Here is a 19,976-nt window from a genome sequence, read left to right on the forward strand (position 1 = left end):
GGCGTTCAAGTTACCACCCGCGTCGAGATCCGGTTCCTCCGCAACCCGACAGCGGCTATTCTTTGACCCGGTCAAAGAATAGGAGTGTGATGACCACCGTCACCGACACCGTCGACGCCGACCACATCGCCGCGGTCCGCGAGTTCAACCGCCGCTACACCCGGTTGATCGGCGTGCTACAGGAACATCTCGTCGACAGCGACTACTCCCTCACCGAGGCGCGAATCCTGTTCGAGCTGGCCCACTTCGGGCCGCTGGACGTGGTCGCGCTGCGCGGGGCGCTGGATCTGGATCCGGGCTATCTGAGCCGGATCCTCGCCCGCTTCGAGGAGGCGGGGCTGGTGCGGCGGCAGCGCTCGGACACCGACGGGCGTCGCCAGCGGGTGGAACTCACCGAGCGCGGCCGCGAGGTCTTCACCGAACTCGACCGGCGCTCCGACGCCGGCGTGCGTGACCTGCTCGACCGGCACTCCCCCGACCAGCGCGCCCTGCTGATCAACGCCATGCGCACGATCGCACGCCTCCTCGACGGCCGGGCCGCCGCGCCCTTCACGATCCGCGAGCCGCGACCGGGCGACTACGGCTGGGTCATCGCCCGCAACGCCGCGCTCTACGCCGCGGAATACGGCTGGAACGGCGAGTACGAGGCCCTGGTGGCCCGGATCGTCGCCGACTTCCTCCAGACCCGCGAGCCGCACACCGAGCGGACCTGGATCGCCGAGGTCGACGGCGAACCGGTCGGCAGCGTGTTCTGCGTGCGCGAGGACGATGCCACGGCCCGGCTGCGGCTGCTGCTCGTCGAGCCGTCCGCGCGCGGGCTGGGGGTGGGCAGCGCGCTGGTCGAGGAATGTGTGCGCTTCGCCACGTCGGCCGGGTACACGAGCATGGTGTTGTGGACCAACGACGTGCTCACCGCCGCGCGCCACATCTACATGCGCGCGGGCTTCGAATTGGTCGACACCGAGCCACATCACAGCTTCGGCAAGGATCTCGTCGGGCAGACGTGGCGCAAGGCGTTGTGAATCGCGTCCGCGTTCCGATGCGGTCGCGGAACCGCCACCGAGCGGAACTCCGGTCACATCGGCAGGCGACACGCGCGGGCGGACGGCTACTGTCGATGCCATGGTGCAGCCGGATGTGAGCGAAGACGTGGCCCCCCTCGGTGTGTGGCCGGGCACGCCCTATCCGCTCGGGGCGACCTACGACGGGGCGGGCACCAATTTCTCCCTGTTCTCCGAGGTCGCCGAGCGGGTCGAACTCTGCCTGATCGACGACGCGGGCGCGGAGACGCGAATTCCGCTGGAGGAGGTCGACACCTACGTCTGGCACGCCTACGTGCCGACCATCGCGCCGGGCCAGCACTACGGCTTCCGGGTGCACGGCCCCTACGACCCCGATCGCGGATTGCGCTGCGACGCAAGCAAACTGCTGCTCGACCCGTACGGCAAGGCGTTCGCGGGCACGTTCGACGGGCATTCCTCGCTGCACACCCACGGCGAGGACTCGTTGGGGCACACCATGACCGGGGTGGTGATCAACCCGTTCTTCGACTGGGCCGACGACCGCGCGCCGACCCGCCCCTACCACGAGACGGTCATCTACGAGGCCCACGTCAAGGGCATGACGATGACCAATCCGCAAGTGCCCGAACCGTTGCGCGGCACCTACGCGGGCATCGCGCATCCGGCGATCATCGATCATCTGAAGGCGTTGGGCGTCACCGCGATCGAGCTCATGCCGGTGCATCAGTTCATCCACGATCAGATGCTGCTGGACAAGGGGCTGCGCAACTACTGGGGCTACAACAGCGTCGGCTATCTGGCCCCGCACCAGGACTACGCCTCCGATCCCCGCCCCGGCGCGGCGGTCACCGAGTTCAAGGCGATGGTGCGCGCGCTGCACGCCGAGGGCATCGAGGTGATCCTCGACGTGGTCTACAACCACACCGGCGAGGGCAACCACCTCGGCCCCACCATCGGGCTGCGCGGCATCGACAACGCCGCCTACTACCGGCTGGTGGAGGACGAGCCCGCGTGCTACATGGACTACACCGGCACCGGCAACAGCCTCAACGTGCGCCATCCGCACACCTTGCAGCTGATCATGGACTCGCTGCGGTACTGGGTGCTCGACATGCACGTCGACGGCTTCCGCTTCGACCTCGCCGCCACGCTGGCGCGCGAATTGCACGATGTGGACCGGCTTTCCACGTTCTTCGATCTGGTGCAGCAGGATCCGGTGGTGAGCCAGGTCAAGCTCATCGCCGAACCGTGGGACGTCGGCGAGGGCGGCTACCAGGTCGGCAACTTCCCCGGCCTGTGGACCGAGTGGAACGGCAAGTACCGCGACACCGTGCGCGACTACTGGCGCGGCGAACCGGCGACGCTGGGCGAGTTCGCCTCCCGGCTCACCGGATCGTCGGACCTGTACGAGGCCACCGGCCGCCGCCCCAGCGCGAGCATCAACTTCGTCACCGCCCACGACGGATTCACGCTGCGGGACCTGGTGTCCTACAACGACAAACACAACGAGGCCAACGGCGAGGACAACCGCGACGGCGAGAGCTACAACCGCTCCTGGAACTGCGGCGTGGAGGGCCCCACCGACGATCCGGAGGTGCTGGCGCTGCGAGAACGCCAGAGCCGCAACATGATCGCCACCTTGGTGCTGTCGCAGGGTACCCCGATGCTGCTCTACGGCGACGAGATGGGCCGCACCCAGAACGGCAACAACAACGCCTACTGTCAGGACTCGCCGCTGGCGTGGATGGATTGGACGCTGGCGCAGAAGAATTCGGATCTGCTGGAGTTCACCCGCGCGGCCATCGCCTTGCGCACCGACCATCCGGTGTTCCGCCGCCGCCGCTTCTTCGACGGGCGCCCGGTGCCCGAGGGCGGCCCGCTCGGCGACATCGCCTGGTTCACCCCGGCCGGGAAGGAGATGACCGCCGCCGACTGGGACTCCGGGTTCGGGCGCTCGCTCACGGTGTTCCTCAACGGGGACGCCATCAAGGAACCGGGCCCGCGCGGGGAACGCGTCACCGACGACTCGTTCCTGCTGTGCTTCAATGCCCACGACGCACCGATCGACTTCACGCTGCCGGGCGGCAGGTTCGGCCAGGAGTGGACGGTCGTGCTGGATTGTTCGACACCCACCGGGGAATCGGAGGCGAGCTATCCGCCCGCGGCGACCGTCGGGGTACCCGCGCGGTGTCTGCTCGTCCTGCGCCGGACCGCGTAGCAACTGACAGCGAGATGACAGACACACACCAGCCCGACGACATCACCGGGCCGATCGCCCGCCGGACCTCGGTCCGCAGCACCTATCGCCTCCAGCTGCGGCCCGACGTGCTCACCTTCGCCGATGCCCGCGCGATCGCGGAATACCTCCAGCAGCTGGGCATCTCGCATCTGTACCTGTCGCCGATCCTGACCGCGGCGCGCGGTTCGCTGCACGGCTACGACGTCACCGACCCGACCACGGTGTCGGCGGCGCTCGGCGGGCCCGGCGGACTCAAGGCGCTCGCCGACGAGGTGCGCGGGCGCGGCATGGGCCTGATCGTGGATCTGGTGCCCAACCATGTGGGCGTGGCCGATCCGCGGCAGAACCCGTGGTGGTGGGATGTGCTGCGCAACGGCAAGGGGTCGCAGTTCGCGCACTTCTTCGACATCGACTGGAGTCCCGGCAACGGCGCGGGCGGGCGGCTGGCGCTGCCGGTGTTGCAGAGCGAGAACGATCCGGCCGCGCTCACCGTCGACCGCGGCGGCCCCGAACCGATGCTCGCGCTGCACGATCTGCGCTTCCCCATCGCGCCCGGCACCGACGGCGAGAACGCGCTGCGCATCCACGACAAGCAGCACTACCGGCTGGTGAGCTGGAAGGCGGGGATCGGCACCTATCGGCGCTTCTTCGCGGTCTCGGAGCTGGCCGCGATCCGCCAGGAGGATCCGGCGGTGTTCGAGGTGACCCATCGCGAACTCGCCGCGTGGTGCGAGCACGATCTGATCGACGGCGTGCGCATCGACCACCCCGACGGATTGGCCGATCCCGCGGGCTATCTCGCGCGGCTGCGCCGGTTGATCGGGCCGAAGCGGCTGCTGCTGGTGGAGAAGATCCTGTCCGGGAGCGAACCGCTGGACGCCACCCTGCCCGTCGACGGCACCACCGGCTACGACGCGCTGGCCGTGCTGGGCGGGGTGTTCGTCGATCCGGCCGGGGAGCGGGCGCTGACCGAACTGTCGCGGGAGTTCTGCGGGCACGGCAGCGACGCTGCCTGGTTCGCCGACACCGAACACCGCATCAAGCGCGCGGTGGCCGAGAAACTGCTGGTGCCCGAGGTGCGGCGGCTGGTGGCCGCAGTCAAACGCGACGCGGGCGCCGAGGATTTCGACACCATGGCGCTGACCAACGCCACCATCGAGGCGCTGTCGTTCGTGCCGTACTACCGCACCGACTACGCGCCGCTCGCGGGCGTACTGGGCACGGTGATGGCCGAGATCGAGCGCCGCAACGGCGAATTGGCCGCGCCCCTGGGCGTTCTGGTGCGGGCGCTGGCGGTCGCGGGCGAGGCGGCGGTGCGCTTCCAGCAGGTGTGCGGGGCGATCACCGCGAAGTCGGTGGAGGACACCATGTTCTACCAGGCGGCGCGGCTGGTGTCGTTGCAGGAGGTAGGCGGCGATCCGGGCCGATTCTCCCGCACGCCACTGGAATTCCATCTCGCCAACGCCGAGCGCGCCCGCCGCTGGCCCGCCGCCATGACCACGCTGTCCACTCACGACACCAAGCGCGGCGAGGACGTGCGCGCGCGCATCACGGTGCTGTCGCAGATCGCCGAGACGTGGGCCGACGCGGTGCGCGCCTGGAACGACATCACCCCGCCGCCGGACGGGGCGACCTCGTTGTTCCTGTTGCAGAACATGTTCGGGGTGTGGCCCGCCGACGGGCGCGGGGTGGCGGCGGTGCCGGAGCTGCGCGAGCGACTGCATCGGTTCGCGGAGAAGGCCGTTCGCGAGGCCGGCACCCGAACCTCTTGGGAGGAGCCCGATTCCGAGTTCGAATCCGAGCTGCACGCGTGGATCGACGCGGTGATCGACGGACCGGTGGGGGTGGAACTCGGCGAGCTCGTCGCCCGGACGGCCCCGCACGCGTGGTCGGACGCGTTGGGGCAGAAGCTGTTACAGCTGTGCGGGCCCGGCATCCCGGACATCTACCAGGGCTGTGAGCTGTGGGAGGATTCGCTCGTCGATCCCGACAACCGCCGCCCGGTGGACTTCGGCGCGCGGCTGGCGATGCTGCAATCGCTCACGGGCACACCGGAATTGGACACCTCGGGCGCGGCGAAGATGTGGGTGGTCGCCTACGCGCTGTGGCTGCGCCGGGAACGGCCGGACTGCTTCGTCGGCGGCGCCTATCTCCCGTTGCAGGCCACGGGCGAGCGGGCCGAGCATGTGCTCGCCTACGCGCGCGGCAAGGCCGGTGAGCCGCCGCAGGTGATCGTCGCGGTCACCCGGCACAGCGTCGCGCTCGCCGACGCCGGGTGGGGGGACACGACACTCGCGCTGCCGGAGGGCAATTGGACCGACCGGTTGACCGGACACGTGTGCACCGGATCGGCGCGGGTGGAGAAGCTGTTCGCCCGGCTGCCGGTGGCGCTGCTCGTACGCTGACACGCCCGGCCGCCCGACACGCTGGAGAACTGCTTGGTCCCTTTTGGGACGGATGAGACATAGCATCATCGGCTGCATCCGCACGATCATCGCGTTTCGTCAGGAGGCAGCTCGATGGAGTTCGGTTCCCGCGCGCGCCGGGTGGCATTGGGGTGTTGCGTCGCGGTCACGGTGATCGGGTCCCTCGCCGTCCCGGCCCCGGCGGCGCCGCCGCCCGCCGAGCTCCCGCCGGACCTCGTGTCGGCCCTGCGCCGGGACCTGAGAATCGATGCGGCCCAATACCTTCAGCGCATCCGGACCGCCGAGCGGCTGGACGCCTTCGCCCGCACCGCCCGCGCGGCCCACCCGCGCGCCTTCGCCGGAGTCCGCATGGACGGCGACCGCGGGGTCGTCGCGCTCGCCGAGGACGTGACCACCGCGCCCGCCCGCGCCGCCGCCGAGCGGGAGGGCTTCGCGGTGGAGTCCGTCGCCGACAGCGAGGCCACCCTGCGCGGGCGGCGCGTCGCCTTCGAGCAGTGGCTCACCCGCCAGCCGCGCGACGTGGCGGGCCGCGTGGTGAGCTACGGCATCGACGTGACCCACAACAGCCTCACCGTGCGCGTGACCGAGGGAACGACCCTGCCCGAGGAGGCGGGCCGGGTCCGCGCGATCGCCGCGGCCATGCCGGTCGCCCGCCCCCAGGAGTCCGACGGCTCCGACATCGCCGAGCCCGGTCCCGGGGTGACCGAGTCCCTGCCGGACCCACACCCCGCCCCCGGGACCACCGAGCCCCAACCAGGCACACATCCCGACCCCGGGGTGACCGAGTCCCAACCGGCCCCCCACCGCGAACCCGGGGTGAGCGAGCCCCTGCCCGAGGGCACCGGGGCGGCGGCCGTGCTGGGTGGGCAGCCCTACGCGTTCGACTACGCGGGTCGGACCGGCAAGTGCTCGTTCGGGTTCAACGGCGTCGACGCGGCGGGGAACACCGTGAATATCACGGCGGGACACTGTGATCCGGACAATCTGATCGATCCGGGGGAGCGCGGGACGGGGCCGCAGCACATCTTCGAGACGGCCTTCGACGCGCACGACAAGCGGCGCGGCGCGGCGCTCGGCTGGTTCGAGGTGTCCGAACTCGGCCCGCAGGACTACTCGGTGATCCGCATCGACGAGAACGCCGCCCCGCGCTTCCGCAACAACCTCGTCACCAGCCGCCGCGTCACCGTGCCGGGCCCGCTGCCGGGCGGTTCGGCCGCGGGCGCGCACCTGCCGACCAGCAGCACCGAGGGCGAGGCGGGCAAGCCGCCGAGCGGGGACGTCGCCATCACGGGCACGGCCGATCCGGTGGTCGGCGGGGTGGTGTGCAAGGCGGGGCTGCGCACCGGCTACACCTGCGGGCAGGTCCTCGACGTGGACATGGAACTGAACGTCAAGGAGAGCCCGGACGACGACCACGTCACCCGCCTGCGGCACATGTTCGCGGCCAATGTGTGCGGCCAGCACGGCGACAGCGGCGGCCCGGTCTTCGCCGGCGCCAGCGCGGTCGGCATCAGCAGCGCCGTCGCCATGGACGTCACCTCGCCCGAGGACGGCTGCGGCCTGCTCCCGCTGCTCATCGGGCAGCCCATCAACGCTGTGCTGCAAGCCAATCCGGGGTTGCGGATCCGGACCAGCTGAGTTCACGCTCCCATCGGCTCCAAAGTCGGTGTGGGCGTGGCCTTCTCGGTCGGCTCGTAGGGCAGCGAGCCCTCCAGTTCCCGCTCCCAGCGCAGGACGTTGGGCGGCTGGAACTGCGAGGTCGGCTGGGCGGTCGGCGACAGGTAGACCATATTCGTCGCGGGCTTGCCCAGGCGGCGCCAGGAATCCCGGTAGAACCGCGCGCTGCGCGGGCGGACCAGCTTGCCCGCGAGGTTGAGCAGGCGGTAGGCGGTGGTCAGGGAGTCGTGCGGGACCACGGCGTTGTCGAAGACCTGCGAGCGAGAGATCAACTGCTCCAACCGATCCCGGTCGAAGACCAGGCCCTGGCGTTCGGCCTCGCCGACCATCCAGCGCAGCGTCACATCCGACAACCGGCTGTCGGGATAACCGCCGCCGATATCGGTGTGCACACCCTTGAACCACACCTGCTTGACGCGTTCGGGATCGCGCTGCTCGGCCTCGGTCACCTCCCACAGGCAGGGGGCGAAGATGCGGCGGCGCTCGTTGATGGCCAGCGCCTGCCGGGCGCACCGCACCGCCGGGGACAGCCGGACGTCGTGGAAACGGTAACGCCACGAGGTGATCCCGGGCACGCCCATCGCGCCGACCGTGTCGAACACGCCCATGAACTTGATCGGCACGTCCGCGTGGCAGTGCTGCTCCCGGAAGCGCACCCACTCCTGCGGATCGGGCGCGTCGGGATCCTTGCGCTGCCGATAGATTCGCAGCGCCTCCGGGTACTTGCGGTCGATCATGGCCTCCGGCGTCAACAGGCCCAGGCGGTTGATCATCCCGGCCAGGCTGCGCGCGGTGTACGCGCCGCGGCTGAACCCGAAGATGAAGATCTCGTCGCCCGGCTCCCAGTTCAAAGCCAGCTGCCAGTACATCGTGGACAGATTGGCGTCCAGGCCGAGCCCGAACGCGCCGCCGAGCACCTTGTCGGCGAGATAACCGCGCGAACCGGGTCCGTCGATGTAGAACACGCGCTGCCCCACGACGCCGGACGGCGAACTCGTGCGCATCCGGACCGATTCGGCGATCTTGACGATATTCGACACCGAGGGGTTGCACTCCGCGCCCCACGTGCCGTCACAGCAGACCACCAGTCGTTTCATGGGTGAAATCCTCCCGCCCCGTTCGTCCCCGGCCCCGCGTAGCCGACTACTCGAATCATCGCCGCCCGGCTACGCGAGTGTTAATGGTCGCACGGGAACCTGTCAGACTGGGGCCGTGACCCAGCGAACGGACGAATCGGACACCGCCGGAGCGGATCGGGGAACGGTCATCGGCAACGGGCTGCTCTGGCTGGCCAAGTGGTCGGTCTGCATCGTCGCCATCGCGGCCGCGGGGTGGGTGCTCAGCTTCCTGCTGGCGAAGGTGTGGGTCGCGGTGCTGCCGGTGCTGCTGGCATTGATCGTGGCGACCGTGTTGTGGCCGCCGACGCGCTGGCTCACCGGGCGCGGACTGCCCCCGGCCGCGGCGGCCGCGATCACCATGATCGGCTTCCTCGGCGTGTTCGCGGGCATCGTGGCGCTGATCGTGCCCTCGGTGGTCGATCAGGTGCCGGAGCTGGCCGACCGCTCCACCGACGGCATCAACACCGTGCGCGACTGGCTGCGCGGGCCGCCGTTCAATGTCCGTGACGAGCAACTGAATTCGGCCACCGACGCGATCGTGTCACGGCTGCAATCGAGTTCGGAGCGGATCGCCTCGGGGGTCTTCAGCGGGGTCAGCACCGCGACCAACGCGCTCGTCACGCTGTTCCTGGTGCTGGTGCTGACGTTCTTCTTCGTCAAGGACGGGCCCCGGTTCGTGCCGTGGACGCGGACGCTGTTCGGGCGGCGCGGCGCGGCGCACGTCGAGGAGGTGCTCGACCGGATCTGGAGCACGCTGGGCGGATTCATCCGCACGCAGGCCGTGGTCAGCATGATCGACGCGGTGTTCATCGGGGCGGGCCTGGTGATCCTGCACGTGCCGCTGGCGCTGGTCCTCGCGGTGATCACGTTCCTGGGCGGATTCGTCCCGATGGTCGGCGCGTTCGTCGCGGGCGCGCTCGCGGTGCTGGTCGCGTTGGTGGGCAACGGTTTCACCACCGCGCTGATCGTGCTCGGCATCATCATCGCGGTGCAGCAGTTGGAGGGCAATGTGCTGCAACCGGTGTTGCAGAGCCGGAGCATGAAGCTGCACGCGGTCGTGGTGCTGCTGGCGGTGACCGCGGGCGGGTCGCTGTTCGGCATCGTCGGCGCGTTCCTGGCGGTGCCCGTGGCGGCCGTGGTCGCGGTGGTCGTGCGCTACCTCGGCGAGCAGATCGACGCGGCCACCGCGCCGCCGGAGCGGGCCGCGCCCGACCCCGCCGACGAGAGCGTGGCCACCGACTGAGGACACCGGCGACGCGCCGCGCGAATTCCCGCGCCCACCAGCGGTTTTCGATCGCCCTCGGCGTGCCTTCTTGCCCTGTCGGAGGCACCTAATATGATTCCACGGGTGTCAGCCTCGGGATCATTCGTCCATCTCCACAACCACACCGAGTACTCGATGCTCGACGGCGCGGCGAAGATCACGCCTCTGTTCAAGGAGGCCGAGCGGCTGGGCATGAGCGCGGTCGGCATGACCGACCACGGCAACATGTACGGCGCCTCGGAGTTCTACAACTCCGCCAAGAAACAGGGCATCAAGCCCATCATCGGCATCGAGGCCTACATCGCGCCCGAGTCGCGGTTCAACACCAAGCGCGTGCAGTGGGGTGACCCCAGCCAGAAGTCCGACGACGTCTCCGGTTCCGGCGCGTACACGCACATGACGATGGTCGCCGAGAACGCGACCGGCCTGCGCAACCTGTTCAAACTGTCCTCGCTCGCCTCTATCGAGGGCCAGCTGGGCAAGTGGGCGCGCATGGACGCCGACATCATCGCCCAGCACGCCGAGGGCATCATCGCCACCACCGGCTGCCCCTCGGGCGAGGTCCAGACCCGGCTGCGCCTGGGCCACGAGCGCGAGGCGCTGGAGGCCGCGGCCAAATGGCAGGAGATCTTCGGCAAGGAGAACTTCTTCCTCGAGATCATGGACCACGGCCTGTCCATCGAGCGCCGGGTGCGCGAGGGCCTGCTCGAGGTCGGCCGCAAACTCGACATCCCGCCGCTGGCCACCAACGACTGCCACTACGTCTTCGAATCGGATTCGGCCAACCACGAGGCGCTGCTGTGCGTGCAGACCGGTAAGACGCTGTCCGATCCCACCCGCTTCAAATTCGACGGCTCCGGCTACTACCTCAAGTCCGCCGCCGAGATGCGCGCGCTGTGGGACGCGGAAGTGCCCGGCGCCTGCGACAATACGGAGCTCATCGGCGAGCGGGTGCAGTCCTACGAGGAGGTCTGGACCCACCGCGACCGGATGCCGATCTTCCCCGTCCCCGAGGGCGAGACGCAGGCCAGCTGGCTGCACAAGGAGGTCATGCGCGGGCTCGAGCGCCGCTTCCCGAACGGCGTGCCCGGCGAGTACATCGATCGCGCGAAGTACGAGCTCGACGTCATCATCCAGATGGGCTTCCCCGCCTACTTCCTCGTCGTCGGCGACCTGATCAGCCACGCCCGCTCGGTCGGCATCAGCGTCGGCCCGGGCCGCGGTTCGGCCGCCGGATCGCTGGTGGCCTACGCGATGGGCATCACGAACATCGACCCGATCCCGCACGGGCTGCTGTTCGAGCGCTTCCTCAACCCCGAGCGCGTGTCCATGCCCGATATCGATATCGACTTCGACGATCGCCGCCGCGGTGAGATGGTCCGCTACGCGACCGAGAAGTGGGGCACCGACAAGGTCGCCCAGGTGATCACCTTCGGCACCATTAAAACCAAAGCGGCGCTGAAGGATTCGGCCCGCGTGCAGTTCGGCCAGCCGGGCTTCGCGATCGCCGACCAGATCTCCAAGGCGCTGCCGCCGCCGATCATGGCCAAGGACATTCCGCTGTCGGGCATCATGGATCCCGAGCACGAGCGGTACAAGGAGGCCACCGAGGTCCGGGAGCTGATCAACACCAACCCGGACGTCGCCAAGATCTACGAGACCGCCCGCGGGCTCGAGGGCCTGATCCGCAACGCGGGCGTGCACGCGTGCGCGGTCATCATGTCCTCCGAACCGCTCATGGACGCGATCCCGCTGTGGAAGCGCGCCCAGGACGGGGCGATCATCACCGGCTGGGACTATCCGTCGTGTGAGGCCATCGGCCTGTTGAAGATGGACTTCCTGGGCCTGCGCAACCTCACCGTCATCGGGGACGCGCTGGAGAACATCAAGGCCAATCGCGGCATCGACCTCGATCTGGACACGCTGCCGCTGGCCGATCCGCCGACCTACGAATTGCTCGCGCGCGGAGACACTCTCGGCGTGTTCCAGCTCGACGGCGGCGCCATGCGCGATCTGCTGCGCCGCATGCAGCCCACCGGCTTCGAGGACATCGTCGCGGTGCTCGCGCTGTACCGCCCGGGCCCGATGGGCATGAACGCCCACAACGACTACGCCGACCGCAAGAACGGGCGGCAAGAGGTCAAGCCCATCCACCCCGAGCTCGAGGAGCCGCTGCGCGACATCCTGGCCGACACCTACGGGTTGATCGTGTACCAGGAGCAGATCATGCAGATCGCGCAGAAGGTGGCCGGGTACTCGCTCGGTCGAGCCGACATCCTGCGCCGCGCGATGGGCAAGAAGAAGGCCGAGGTGCTCGAGGCCGAGTTCGAGGGCTTCGAGAAGGGCATGCTGGAGAACGGCTTCTCCAAGCCCGCCATCAAGGCGTTGTGGGACACCATCCTTCCCTTCGCCGGATACGCGTTCAACAAATCGCACGCCGCGGGCTACGGCCTGGTGTCGTTCTGGACCGCCTACCTCAAGGCCAACTACAAGGCCGAGTACATGGCCGCGCTGCTCACCTCGGTCGGGGACGACAAGGACAAGGCCGCGGTGTACCTGGCCGACTGCCGCCGCCTCAACATCCAGGTGCTGCCGCCCGACGTCAACGAGTCCGAGCACAACTTCGCCTCGGTCGGCAACGACATCCGCTTCGGTCTGGGCGCGGTGCGCAACGTGGGTGCGAACGTGGTGGCCTCGATCATCGCCGCGCGCAAGGAGAAGTCGAAGTTCACCGACTTCTCCGACTACCTCAACAAGATCGACACCGTGGCCTGCACCAAGAAGGTCACCGAATCGTTGATCAAGGCGGGGGCGTTCGACTCGCTGGGCCATCCGCGCAAGGGTCTGCTGCTGGTGCACTCCGACGCGATCGACGCGGTGATGGCCACCAAGAAGGCCGAGGCCATGGGCCAGTTCGACCTGTTCGGCGGGCTCGACGACAGCGACGAGTCGATGGCGTCGGTGTTCAATGTGAAGGTGCCCGACGAGGAATGGGACACCAAGCACAAGCTGGCGCTGGAACGGGAGATGCTGGGCCTGTACGTGTCCGGGCATCCGCTCGACGGCGTGGCGCACGTGCTGGCCGCGCAGTCCGACACCGCGATCCCGAACATCCTGGAGGGCAACCTCTCCGACGGCGCGCAGGTGACCGTCGGCGGCATCCTCGCCTCGGTCACCCGGCGCATCAACAAGAACGGAATGCCCTGGGCCTCGGCACAATTGGAGGATCTGTCCGGTGGCATCGAGGTGCTGTTCTTCCCGCAGGCGTACTCGGTCTACGGCATGGACGTCGTGGAGGACGCGGTCGTGCTGGTCAAGGCCCGCGTCTCCGCCCGCGACGACCGGATCTCGCTGATCGCCAACGATCTCGTGGTGCCGGACCTGTCGGCCATCGGGATGGAGAAGCCGCTCGCGGTCACCATGCCGACCCGGCTGTGCACCCCCGACAAGGTCGACGCCCTCAAGCGGGTCCTGCGCAGCCACCCCGGCAGCGCCGACGTCCACATCCGCCACGTCGGCGCCCGCGACAAGACCACCCTGCTGAAACTCGATGCGAGCCTACGGGTTTCGCCCTCCTCGGCACTCATGGGCGACCTCAAGGCCCTGCTCGGACCGGGCTGCCTGGCCAGCTGAGCCGCTACAGCACCCACATCTCGTCGCCGAAGACCGCTCCGCTGTCGTCCACATCGGCGGAGCGGGCGTAGACGTAGGTGTACTGGCGCACCGAGACCGGACCGGTGCAGTCGTTCACGGACAAACGGAAGTCCCGCACGACGATCTGCACGGTATGGCCCGGGGCCATCTCCTTCTCGCCGAGCGGGATCTCCTTGACCTCCCCCGGATTCACCTTCAGGTCCAGGGTGGGACGCATCTGAGCCTGAATCTGCGGCATCCCGTCGGGTCCGGGCGGCCCGCTCAGGGTGATGTCCGGGGTGACGTTCGCGATGCCGCCATCGATATCGATCGCGCAGGCAACGTGATACCCGGTCTTCAACACCCCGGTGGCGGGCCCGTTGATCCGCCCGTAGGCGACGCCACTGAGCAGCGCCTCCCGAGTCGGGTGCACGAGATTCACCGAGATGTGCCGATCGATGGTCGCGAACCGAGAGCCGACGGTGAAACTGCCGAACGCCGAGGCAAAGGTCATCTCGTGCGGTGCCGTCTCCTCACTCTCGGCCCGCGCGAAGGGCGCGCAACACACGACGACCCCGGTCACAACCGCCCACACCCGCCACAGACCAGACCTCATGGTCGGAAAGATTAGTAGCCGATCGCTATTCGGCCATAGCGGACACGCTAGCGCGGCGGCGCAGAGCTTGCTCGTACCACCAGGGTCGGTACCACGGGTGGCGGGGCGGGTGCGGGGGCGTCGGCCTCGAGCAGTTGCAGCAGTAGGCGCATGCTGCGGCGGCCTACCTCGTCGAAGTCCTGGCGCACGGTCGTCAGCGGCGGTGACAGGTAGGCGGCCTCGGGGATGTCGTCGAAGCCGACCACCGACACCCGGTCGGGGACCGCGATCCCGCGCTCGGCGTAGGCGCGCAGCAGGCCGAGGGCCATCTGGTCGTTGGCCGCGAAAACGGCTGTGACATCCGGGTTTTCGGCCAGTACCCGGCCCGCCTCGTAGCCGGAACGGGCGCTCCAGTCGCCGAATACGGGTTCGGGGACGGGCGCGCCCGCCGCGGTGAGCGTGCGCCGCCAGCCCTCGCGGCGGTCGCGCGCCTCCCACCAGCCCTCGGGTCCGGCCAGGTGCCAGACGGTCTCGTGGCCGAGGTCGAGCAGATGCCGCACGGCCAGGCGGGTGCCCTCGAACTGGTCCACCGAGGCCGAGGGCAGGCCGACCTCCTGACCCGCCTCGACCACCACCGCGGCCACGGGTGTGGGCAGGCTGTGCAGGGCGGTGGCGGCGGCCTGCTGGGGCGCGATCACGATGACGCCGTCCACACCCTGATCGGTCAGGGTGTTCACCGCGGCCAGCACGCCCTCGCGGTCGACCCGCTCCAGCGTGACGATGCCCACCCCGTAACCCGCTGCGCGCGCGGCCCTTTCGATGCCCAGCAGCATGCAGGCGGGGCCGTAGAGGATGGTGTCGAAGGTGACCACGCCGAGCACCTTCGAGCGGCGGCTGACCAGGCCGCGGGCCATGGCGTTGGGGCGATAGCCGAGTTCGGCCACCGCGGCGAGCACGCGCTCGCGCGTCTCGGGTCGTACCTGCGGGCTGTCGTTGAGCACCCGCGACACGGTCTGATGCGAAACCCCCGCGAGTTTCGCCACGTCCGTCATCACCGCCGGTCGTCGTCTGTCCGTCACATCCCGCCTTCCGTTCCCGCTCCCAGATTAGCCTTGCCCGGCGATCGCCCGACGGCGGCGAAGGGGCCGCGGAGCGGAACGACCTGTCGCGCAACGGGTTACGGCCGGTGTGCCAGGACCGCGACCAGGGTGACCGCGACGTGGTGATCGCCCGTGGCGATCCCGGCGTCCAGTCCGGCGAGGAAACGCTCGCGCTGGGCCGCGTCGATCACGCCCGCGGCCACCGCGCGGCGGCTCAATTCGACGTAGGGCGGGCGGAATTGGTCGGGTTCCCAGACCCCGGCCGCCGCGGTGACCCCGTCCACCACGCAGCCCGCCGCGGCGAGCAGTCCGCGCAATCGGCGGCCGGCGGCCGGGTTGGGGATTCCGGCGAGCAGGAAGTCGTGCAGGGCGGTCAGGATCATCGGATCGGCGGGATGAACGATCGCGGTGTGCCAGTCGGTGTCGATCAGCACGACCCGCCCGCCGGGGCGCAGCACGCGGATGATCTCGGCCGTCGCCCGGCGCGGATCCTCGAGGTGCTGGTAGACGCGTTCACAGCGCACGGCGTCGAAGGAGTGGTCCGGGAACGGCAGGCGATAGGCCGAGCCGGGGACGAACGACACCGCCGCCCCGGCCGCGCGGGCGCGGGCGAGTTCGATCATGCCCGGATTGGGGTCCACGCCGACGGCCGTGCCGGTCGGGCCGACGCGGGCGGCCGCGGCCAGCACCTCGGTGCCGGTGCCGCTGCCGACGTCGAGGACGCGGTCACCGGGCCGCGGGTCCAGCGCCGCGTGCGACCAGTCGCGCAGCTGCCGGATGCCGGGGACGTGGTCCTGGACGTCTAGCAGCCACACCTGTTCGTCGAGGCGACCGGTGTCGGCGCTCGCGTGGAAGCTCAGGGCGTGCTCGGACATGGTTTCGAGTGCTCGCCGGAGGGATTGCGCGGGAGTGTCGTTACCTCGCGCGCCCGGCCGCGACGATCCAGCGCAGGGCCGCGACCAGGGTCGCCGACAGGACGGCCACCTGCGCGGACCCGGTGACCAACAGCAGGACCAGACAGGTCAGCAGCGCGAGGGCGAGGGCCTCGAGCTTGTAGACGGGCCACGCCGATCCGGCGATATCGACGCTCGCCGTCCGGGAAGTGGGGTTGACCGCTGCCATATGGTCAGGGTACTCGGATCCCGGAGTTCGGCAAGACGAACTTTTCCGGCGGAGCAGCCGGGAATAGTCGGCCCGTTGCCGGGAATTGTCTGGAACATGCCACTCACCGGAGAGTATGAGCCCAGCCCCGCGAGCTGGGCGCGCGAACACGCCGAGAAGTACGAGTCCAGCAACGGCGCCGAGGGCGACACCATGCAGGGCAAGCCGATCATCCTGCTCACCACCAAGGGCGCGAAGACCGGCAAGCTGCGCAAGACCCCGCTCATGCGCGTCGAGCACGACGGGGAGTACGCCGTGGTCGCCTCGCTCGGCGGCGCGCCGAAGCATCCCGTCTGGTACCACAACATCAAGGCCCATCCGCACGTCGAGCTGCGCGACAAGGACGTGGTCAAGGACTACACCGCGCGCGAGGTGACCGGTGACGAGAAGGCCGTGTGGTGGGAGCGGGCGGTCGAGGCGTGGCCCGATTACGCCGAGTACCAGAAGAAGACCGAGCGGGAGATTCCGGTCTTCGTGCTCACCCCGCGGTAGGACGCCATGCGGGCGGGGAGGCGATCGGCCTCCCCGATAGCATGATCCGGTGTCCGAACCGCTTGAAGTCGCAGAGAAGGTGTCCGGTCCGTTGCCCGAGTTGAGCGCGGACGCGATCGATGCTGCCGCCGAGCGAATTTCGGAGATCATCGAGCCGACGCCGCTGCAACGGATCGAGCGGTTGTCGGCTCTCACGGGCGCCGAGGTCTACGTCAAGCGCGAGGATCTCACCGCGGTGCGGTCCTACAAACTGCGCGGCGCCTACAACCTCATCGTGCAGTTGACCGCCGCCGAGCGGGCCGCCGGGGTGGTGACCGCGAGCGCGGGCAATCACGCGCAGGGCGTGGCGTTCGCGTGCCGGGCGATGGGGATCAAGGGCCGCATCTACGTTCCGACGACCACGCCCAAGCAGAAGCGCGACCGCATCCGCGCGCACGGCGGTGAGTTCGTGCAGCTCATCGCGACCGGCGACACCTACGACGCGGCGGCCGCCGCGGCCTACGAGGACGTCGCCCGCACCGGCGCGACGATGGTCCCGCCCTTCGACGATCCGCGCACCGCGGCCGGGCAGGGGACGATCGCGGCGGAGTTCCTCGAGCAGCTCGGCCACTCCCCCGATCTGGTCATCGTGCCGGTCGGCGGCGGGGGCTGCCTGGCCGGGATCGCGACGTACCTGCGCGAGAGGTCGCCCGGCACGGCCATTCTCGGCGTGGAGCCCGCCGGGGCCGCGTCGATGACGGCCGCGCTGGTGGCCGGGGGCCCGGTGACGCTGCCGGAGATCGATCCGTTCGTGGACGGCGCGGCGGTCCGCCGCATCGGCGACCTGCCCTACTCGATGGTCGCCAAATTCGGCGGCCGCGCCATCTCGCACGCCTCCCTCCCCCTCCTGACCGCCACCGAAATGCCCAGGGGCACAGCCTCTTTCCGCATCTCCCAGGTCGACGAGGGCGCGATCTGCACCACGATGCTCGAGCTCTACCAGAACGAGGGCATCATCGCCGAACCCGCCGGGGCCCTCGCGGTCGCCGCCCTCCCCCACGCCACCATCACCCCCGGCTCGACGGTCGTCTGCCTCATCTCCGGCGGCAACAACGACGTCTCCCGCTACGGCGAGATCATCGAACGCTCCCTCGTCCACCAGGGCCTCAAGCACTACTTCCTGGTCGACTTCCCCCAGGAACCCGGCGCCCTCCGCCGCTTCCTGGACGAGGTCCTCGGCCCCGAGGACGACGTCACCCTGTTCGAATACGTCAAACGCAACAACCGCGAAACCGGCGCCGCCCTGGTCGGCATCGAACTTGGTTCCCCGGACGGTCTGGATCCCTTGCTGAAGCGGATGCACGATTCGCCGATCCAGTGCGAGCGGTTGGATCCGGATTCGCCTGCTTATCGGTATCTCACGTAGGGACCCTGCCCCGGCGCCCTAGGGGGCGCCGGGGCAGGGACATGGGGAGAGGCGCGCCCTCGAAAGAGATTGAGGCTGGGCCTTTTTCGCGAAGGGGCTCCGACGCCCCGCCCGAGTGCGCATTCCCTTTGCCCCGCCCGGTGGCGGCCTCCTCTGAACCCCGAGGCGGCCTCCTCTGTACCCCCGTGGGGGCCTCTTCTGAATCCCGAGGCGGCCTCCTCTGTAGCCCGAGGCAGCCACCTCTGTAGCCCGAGGCAGCCACCTCTGTAGCCCGAGGCAGCCACCTCTGTAGCCCAAGACGGCCACCTCTGTAGCCGGAGGCAGCCACCTCTGTACCCCGTGGCGGCCACCTCTGTAGCCCGAGGCAGCCACCTCTGAACCCCGTGGCGGCCACCTCTGAACCCCGTGGCGGCCACCTCTGAACCCCGTGGCGGCCTCCTCTATAGCCCGAGGGGGCCTCCATGTACCCCGCCCGAGCGGAGCGAGGGCGGGGTCAGGCGGCTTTGGGGAGGGGGCGGGAGGTGGGGCTGGGGGTGTGGGCGCAGTGGACTGCGAGGGGTAGTACCCACGTGGCGGCTAGTTGGTCCCAGGCGAATTTGTTGAGGGTGAGGCGGTTGTGGACGTAGGCGACGGAGAGGCCCTGGGTGGGGTCGGTCCAGCCGAAGGAGCCGCCCAGGCCGATGTGGCCGAAGCCGGTGGGGGCGCCGGGGACGGGGAGGGAGTGGTAGCCCAGGTGCCAGAGCATGGGGAGGTAGAACAGGGCGTGGTCCAGGTGGTAGGTCTGGATCTTGGTGAGGGCGCGGACCGTTCGGGCCGAGAGGTAGGGGCGGCCGTCGGGGGTGGTGCCGCAGGCGATGGCGTTGTACATGCGGGCCAGGGACTCGGCGGTGCAGACGCCGTTGGCGGCGGCCATCTCCGCGGCGAGGATGGGCGGCTCGTCGCCCTCGAGCATGGCCTCGAGACCGGGGATGAACAGGGCCCGGGTGACCGCGCCCGCCGCGCCGGGAACGCTGGAGAGGCGACCCAGGAGCAGCGAGCCCAAGGCCGAACCCGCGAGGGCCAGGCGCGAACCCGACAGCGACGCGACCGCGGTGGACGCCCCGGCGGGCGGCAGGCCCAGGTACAGGCCGTCGATGCCGAGGGGCTCGGTGACCTCCGTGCGGAACAGCTCGCTCATATCGCGCCCGGTGACCGACCGCGCGAGCCCGGACATCAACCACCCGAACGTCAACGCGTGATAGGTCGGAACCCCCAGCAGCCGATCGGGTTTCGCCGCGGCCAGCCGCTGTTCCATCAGACGATGGTCGAGCACCTCGTCCATCGCCGTCGCGACGAGCCCGAGCCCGGACAGCCCGGCACGATGAGTCAGCAACTGCCGCACCGTGATTCGGTCCTTGCCCTCGACCCCGAATTCGGGCCAGTACTCCGCGACCGGCGCGTCGTAATCGATGAGACCACGATCGGCGAGCCGATGGATGACCGTCGCGGCCACGCCCTTCGTCGCCGAGAACACGATGGCCCCGGTATCGCGCGTCCACGGCACCCCCGCCGACGCCTCCCCGGTCCAGACCTCGACCAGCGGCTCCCCGTACCGGTGCACCGACAGCGCCCCGCCCGCACCCCGCCGATTGCCGACCAATCGGGAGAACGCCCGAACCAGCGGTTCGAATTCGGCGGCGGCGTGTCCGCCCACATCGGCGGGCAGACGCCCGCGACCGGTAACTGAAGCCTCGTTGCTCACCTTCTCACGGTACTGGCGAACAATAGCGGTCGGCAATGACCTTGGCCCACTGGTGATTTCCCCACCACCGGCCCCGCTCGCGCCGCCGAACCCACCGCAACGG

General features: G+C 69.5%; 14 protein-coding genes. 8 read left to right on the forward strand and 6 right to left on the reverse strand.

Annotated features, from left to right (window positions below; genetic code table 11):
• The first annotated feature begins 89 nt into the window (after positions 1-89).
• The 4 genes from ACWDSJ_RS18330 (at position 90) to ACWDSJ_RS18345 (ending at position 7,325) form a co-directional block, all read left to right on the forward strand.
• Entirely contained in the window at positions 90-1,022 is a 933-nt protein-coding gene (locus tag ACWDSJ_RS18330) for a bifunctional helix-turn-helix transcriptional regulator/GNAT family N-acetyltransferase (RefSeq protein ID WP_450033254.1), read from the forward strand.
• Positions 1,023-1,122: 100 nt separating this feature from the next.
• Complete coding sequence (gene glgX / locus ACWDSJ_RS18335) at positions 1,123-3,240, forward strand: glycogen debranching protein GlgX (protein ID WP_450033255.1); 2,118 nt, start codon at positions 1,123-1,125, stop codon at positions 3,238-3,240.
• A gap of 14 nt (positions 3,241-3,254) precedes the next feature.
• The gene (gene treY / locus ACWDSJ_RS18340; RefSeq protein WP_450033256.1) at positions 3,255-5,666 is read left to right on the forward strand and encodes a malto-oligosyltrehalose synthase; all 2,412 of its coding nucleotides are present in this window, start codon (positions 3,255-3,257) and stop codon (positions 5,664-5,666) included.
• 114 nt (positions 5,667-5,780) lie between these two features.
• Positions 5,781-7,325: a hypothetical protein gene (locus tag ACWDSJ_RS18345; protein WP_450033257.1), complete on the forward strand. Its 1,545-nt coding sequence runs from the start codon at positions 5,781-5,783 to the stop codon at positions 7,323-7,325.
• 2 nt (positions 7,326-7,327) lie between these two features.
• Here ACWDSJ_RS18345 and ACWDSJ_RS18350 read toward each other — a convergent pair whose 3' ends face one another.
• Positions 7,328-8,461: a DUF2235 domain-containing protein gene (locus tag ACWDSJ_RS18350; RefSeq protein ID WP_450033258.1), complete on the reverse strand. Its 1,134-nt coding sequence runs from the start codon at positions 8,459-8,461 to the stop codon at positions 7,328-7,330.
• Positions 8,462-8,576: 115 nt separating this feature from the next.
• Between ACWDSJ_RS18350 and ACWDSJ_RS18355 the strand changes: the two genes are divergently transcribed.
• Together ACWDSJ_RS18355 and dnaE are read left to right on the forward strand one after the other, a co-directional pair.
• Complete coding sequence (locus ACWDSJ_RS18355; RefSeq protein ID WP_450033259.1) at positions 8,577-9,725, forward strand: AI-2E family transporter; 1,149 nt, start codon at positions 8,577-8,579, stop codon at positions 9,723-9,725.
• A 93-nt stretch (positions 9,726-9,818) separates the two neighbouring features.
• Positions 9,819-13,379: a DNA polymerase III subunit alpha gene (gene dnaE / locus ACWDSJ_RS18360; RefSeq protein ID WP_450033260.1), complete on the forward strand. Its 3,561-nt coding sequence runs from the start codon at positions 9,819-9,821 to the stop codon at positions 13,377-13,379.
• A 4-nt stretch (positions 13,380-13,383) separates the two neighbouring features.
• On the opposite strand, the gene ACWDSJ_RS18365 is transcribed toward dnaE, so the two are convergent.
• The 4 genes from ACWDSJ_RS18365 to ACWDSJ_RS18380 form a co-directional block, all read right to left on the reverse strand.
• Positions 13,384-13,995: an MspA family porin gene (locus tag ACWDSJ_RS18365; protein ID WP_450033261.1), complete on the reverse strand. Its 612-nt coding sequence runs from the start codon at positions 13,993-13,995 to the stop codon at positions 13,384-13,386.
• Between the two features lie 47 nt (positions 13,996-14,042).
• Entirely contained in the window at positions 14,043-15,053 is a 1,011-nt protein-coding gene (locus tag ACWDSJ_RS18370) for a LacI family DNA-binding transcriptional regulator (protein ID WP_450033262.1), read from the reverse strand.
• Positions 15,054-15,151: 98 nt separating this feature from the next.
• Positions 15,152-15,949 carry a methyltransferase domain-containing protein gene (locus tag ACWDSJ_RS18375; RefSeq protein ID WP_450033263.1) on the reverse strand — a complete coding sequence of 266 codons (798 nt, stop codon included), beginning with the start codon at positions 15,947-15,949 and terminating at the stop codon, positions 15,152-15,154.
• Positions 15,950-15,989: 40 nt separating this feature from the next.
• Positions 15,990-16,196: a hypothetical protein gene (locus ACWDSJ_RS18380; protein WP_387361746.1), complete on the reverse strand. Its 207-nt coding sequence runs from the start codon at positions 16,194-16,196 to the stop codon at positions 15,990-15,992.
• Between the two features lie 96 nt (positions 16,197-16,292).
• On the opposite strand from ACWDSJ_RS18380, the gene ACWDSJ_RS18385 reads away from it, so the two are divergent.
• Complete coding sequence (locus ACWDSJ_RS18385; RefSeq protein WP_450033264.1) at positions 16,293-16,727, forward strand: nitroreductase family deazaflavin-dependent oxidoreductase; 435 nt, start codon at positions 16,293-16,295, stop codon at positions 16,725-16,727.
• 49 nt (positions 16,728-16,776) lie between these two features.
• Complete coding sequence (ilvA, locus tag ACWDSJ_RS18390; protein ID WP_387361743.1) at positions 16,777-18,132, forward strand: threonine ammonia-lyase IlvA; 1,356 nt, start codon at positions 16,777-16,779, stop codon at positions 18,130-18,132.
• A 493-nt stretch (positions 18,133-18,625) separates the two neighbouring features.
• On the opposite strand, the gene ACWDSJ_RS18395 is transcribed toward ilvA, so the two are convergent.
• Positions 18,626-19,873 (reverse strand): serine hydrolase domain-containing protein, encoded by a 1,248-nt coding sequence (locus ACWDSJ_RS18395; RefSeq protein ID WP_450033265.1) that lies wholly within the window; start codon positions 19,871-19,873, stop codon positions 18,626-18,628.
• Positions 19,874-19,976 lie beyond the last annotated feature (103 nt).

The organism is Nocardia sp. NPDC003482 (assembly GCF_053588115.1).

Excerpts from the sequence above, each read along its gene's own strand:
- ACWDSJ_RS18330 (WP_450033254.1), top strand. The coding sequence starts at position 90 with ATGACCACCGTCACCGACACCGTCGACGCCGACCACATCGCCGCGGTC.
- glgX (WP_450033255.1), top strand. The coding sequence starts at position 1,123 with ATGGTGCAGCCGGATGTGAGCGAAGACGTGGCCCCCCTCGGTGTGTGG.
- treY (WP_450033256.1), top strand. The coding sequence starts at position 3,255 with ATGACAGACACACACCAGCCCGACGACATCACCGGGCCGATCGCCCGC.
- ACWDSJ_RS18345 (WP_450033257.1), top strand. The coding sequence starts at position 5,781 with ATGGAGTTCGGTTCCCGCGCGCGCCGGGTGGCATTGGGGTGTTGCGTC.
- ACWDSJ_RS18350 (WP_450033258.1), bottom strand. The coding sequence starts at position 8,461 with ATGAAACGACTGGTGGTCTGCTGTGACGGCACGTGGGGCGCGGAGTGC.
- dnaE (WP_450033260.1), top strand. The coding sequence starts at position 9,819 with ATGATTCCACGGGTGTCAGCCTCGGGATCATTCGTCCATCTCCACAAC.
- ACWDSJ_RS18365 (WP_450033261.1), bottom strand. The coding sequence starts at position 13,995 with ATGAGGTCTGGTCTGTGGCGGGTGTGGGCGGTTGTGACCGGGGTCGTC.
- ACWDSJ_RS18375 (WP_450033263.1), bottom strand. The coding sequence starts at position 15,949 with ATGTCCGAGCACGCCCTGAGCTTCCACGCGAGCGCCGACACCGGTCGC.
- ACWDSJ_RS18380 (WP_387361746.1), bottom strand. The coding sequence starts at position 16,196 with ATGGCAGCGGTCAACCCCACTTCCCGGACGGCGAGCGTCGATATCGCC.
- ACWDSJ_RS18385 (WP_450033264.1), top strand. The coding sequence starts at position 16,293 with ATGCCACTCACCGGAGAGTATGAGCCCAGCCCCGCGAGCTGGGCGCGC.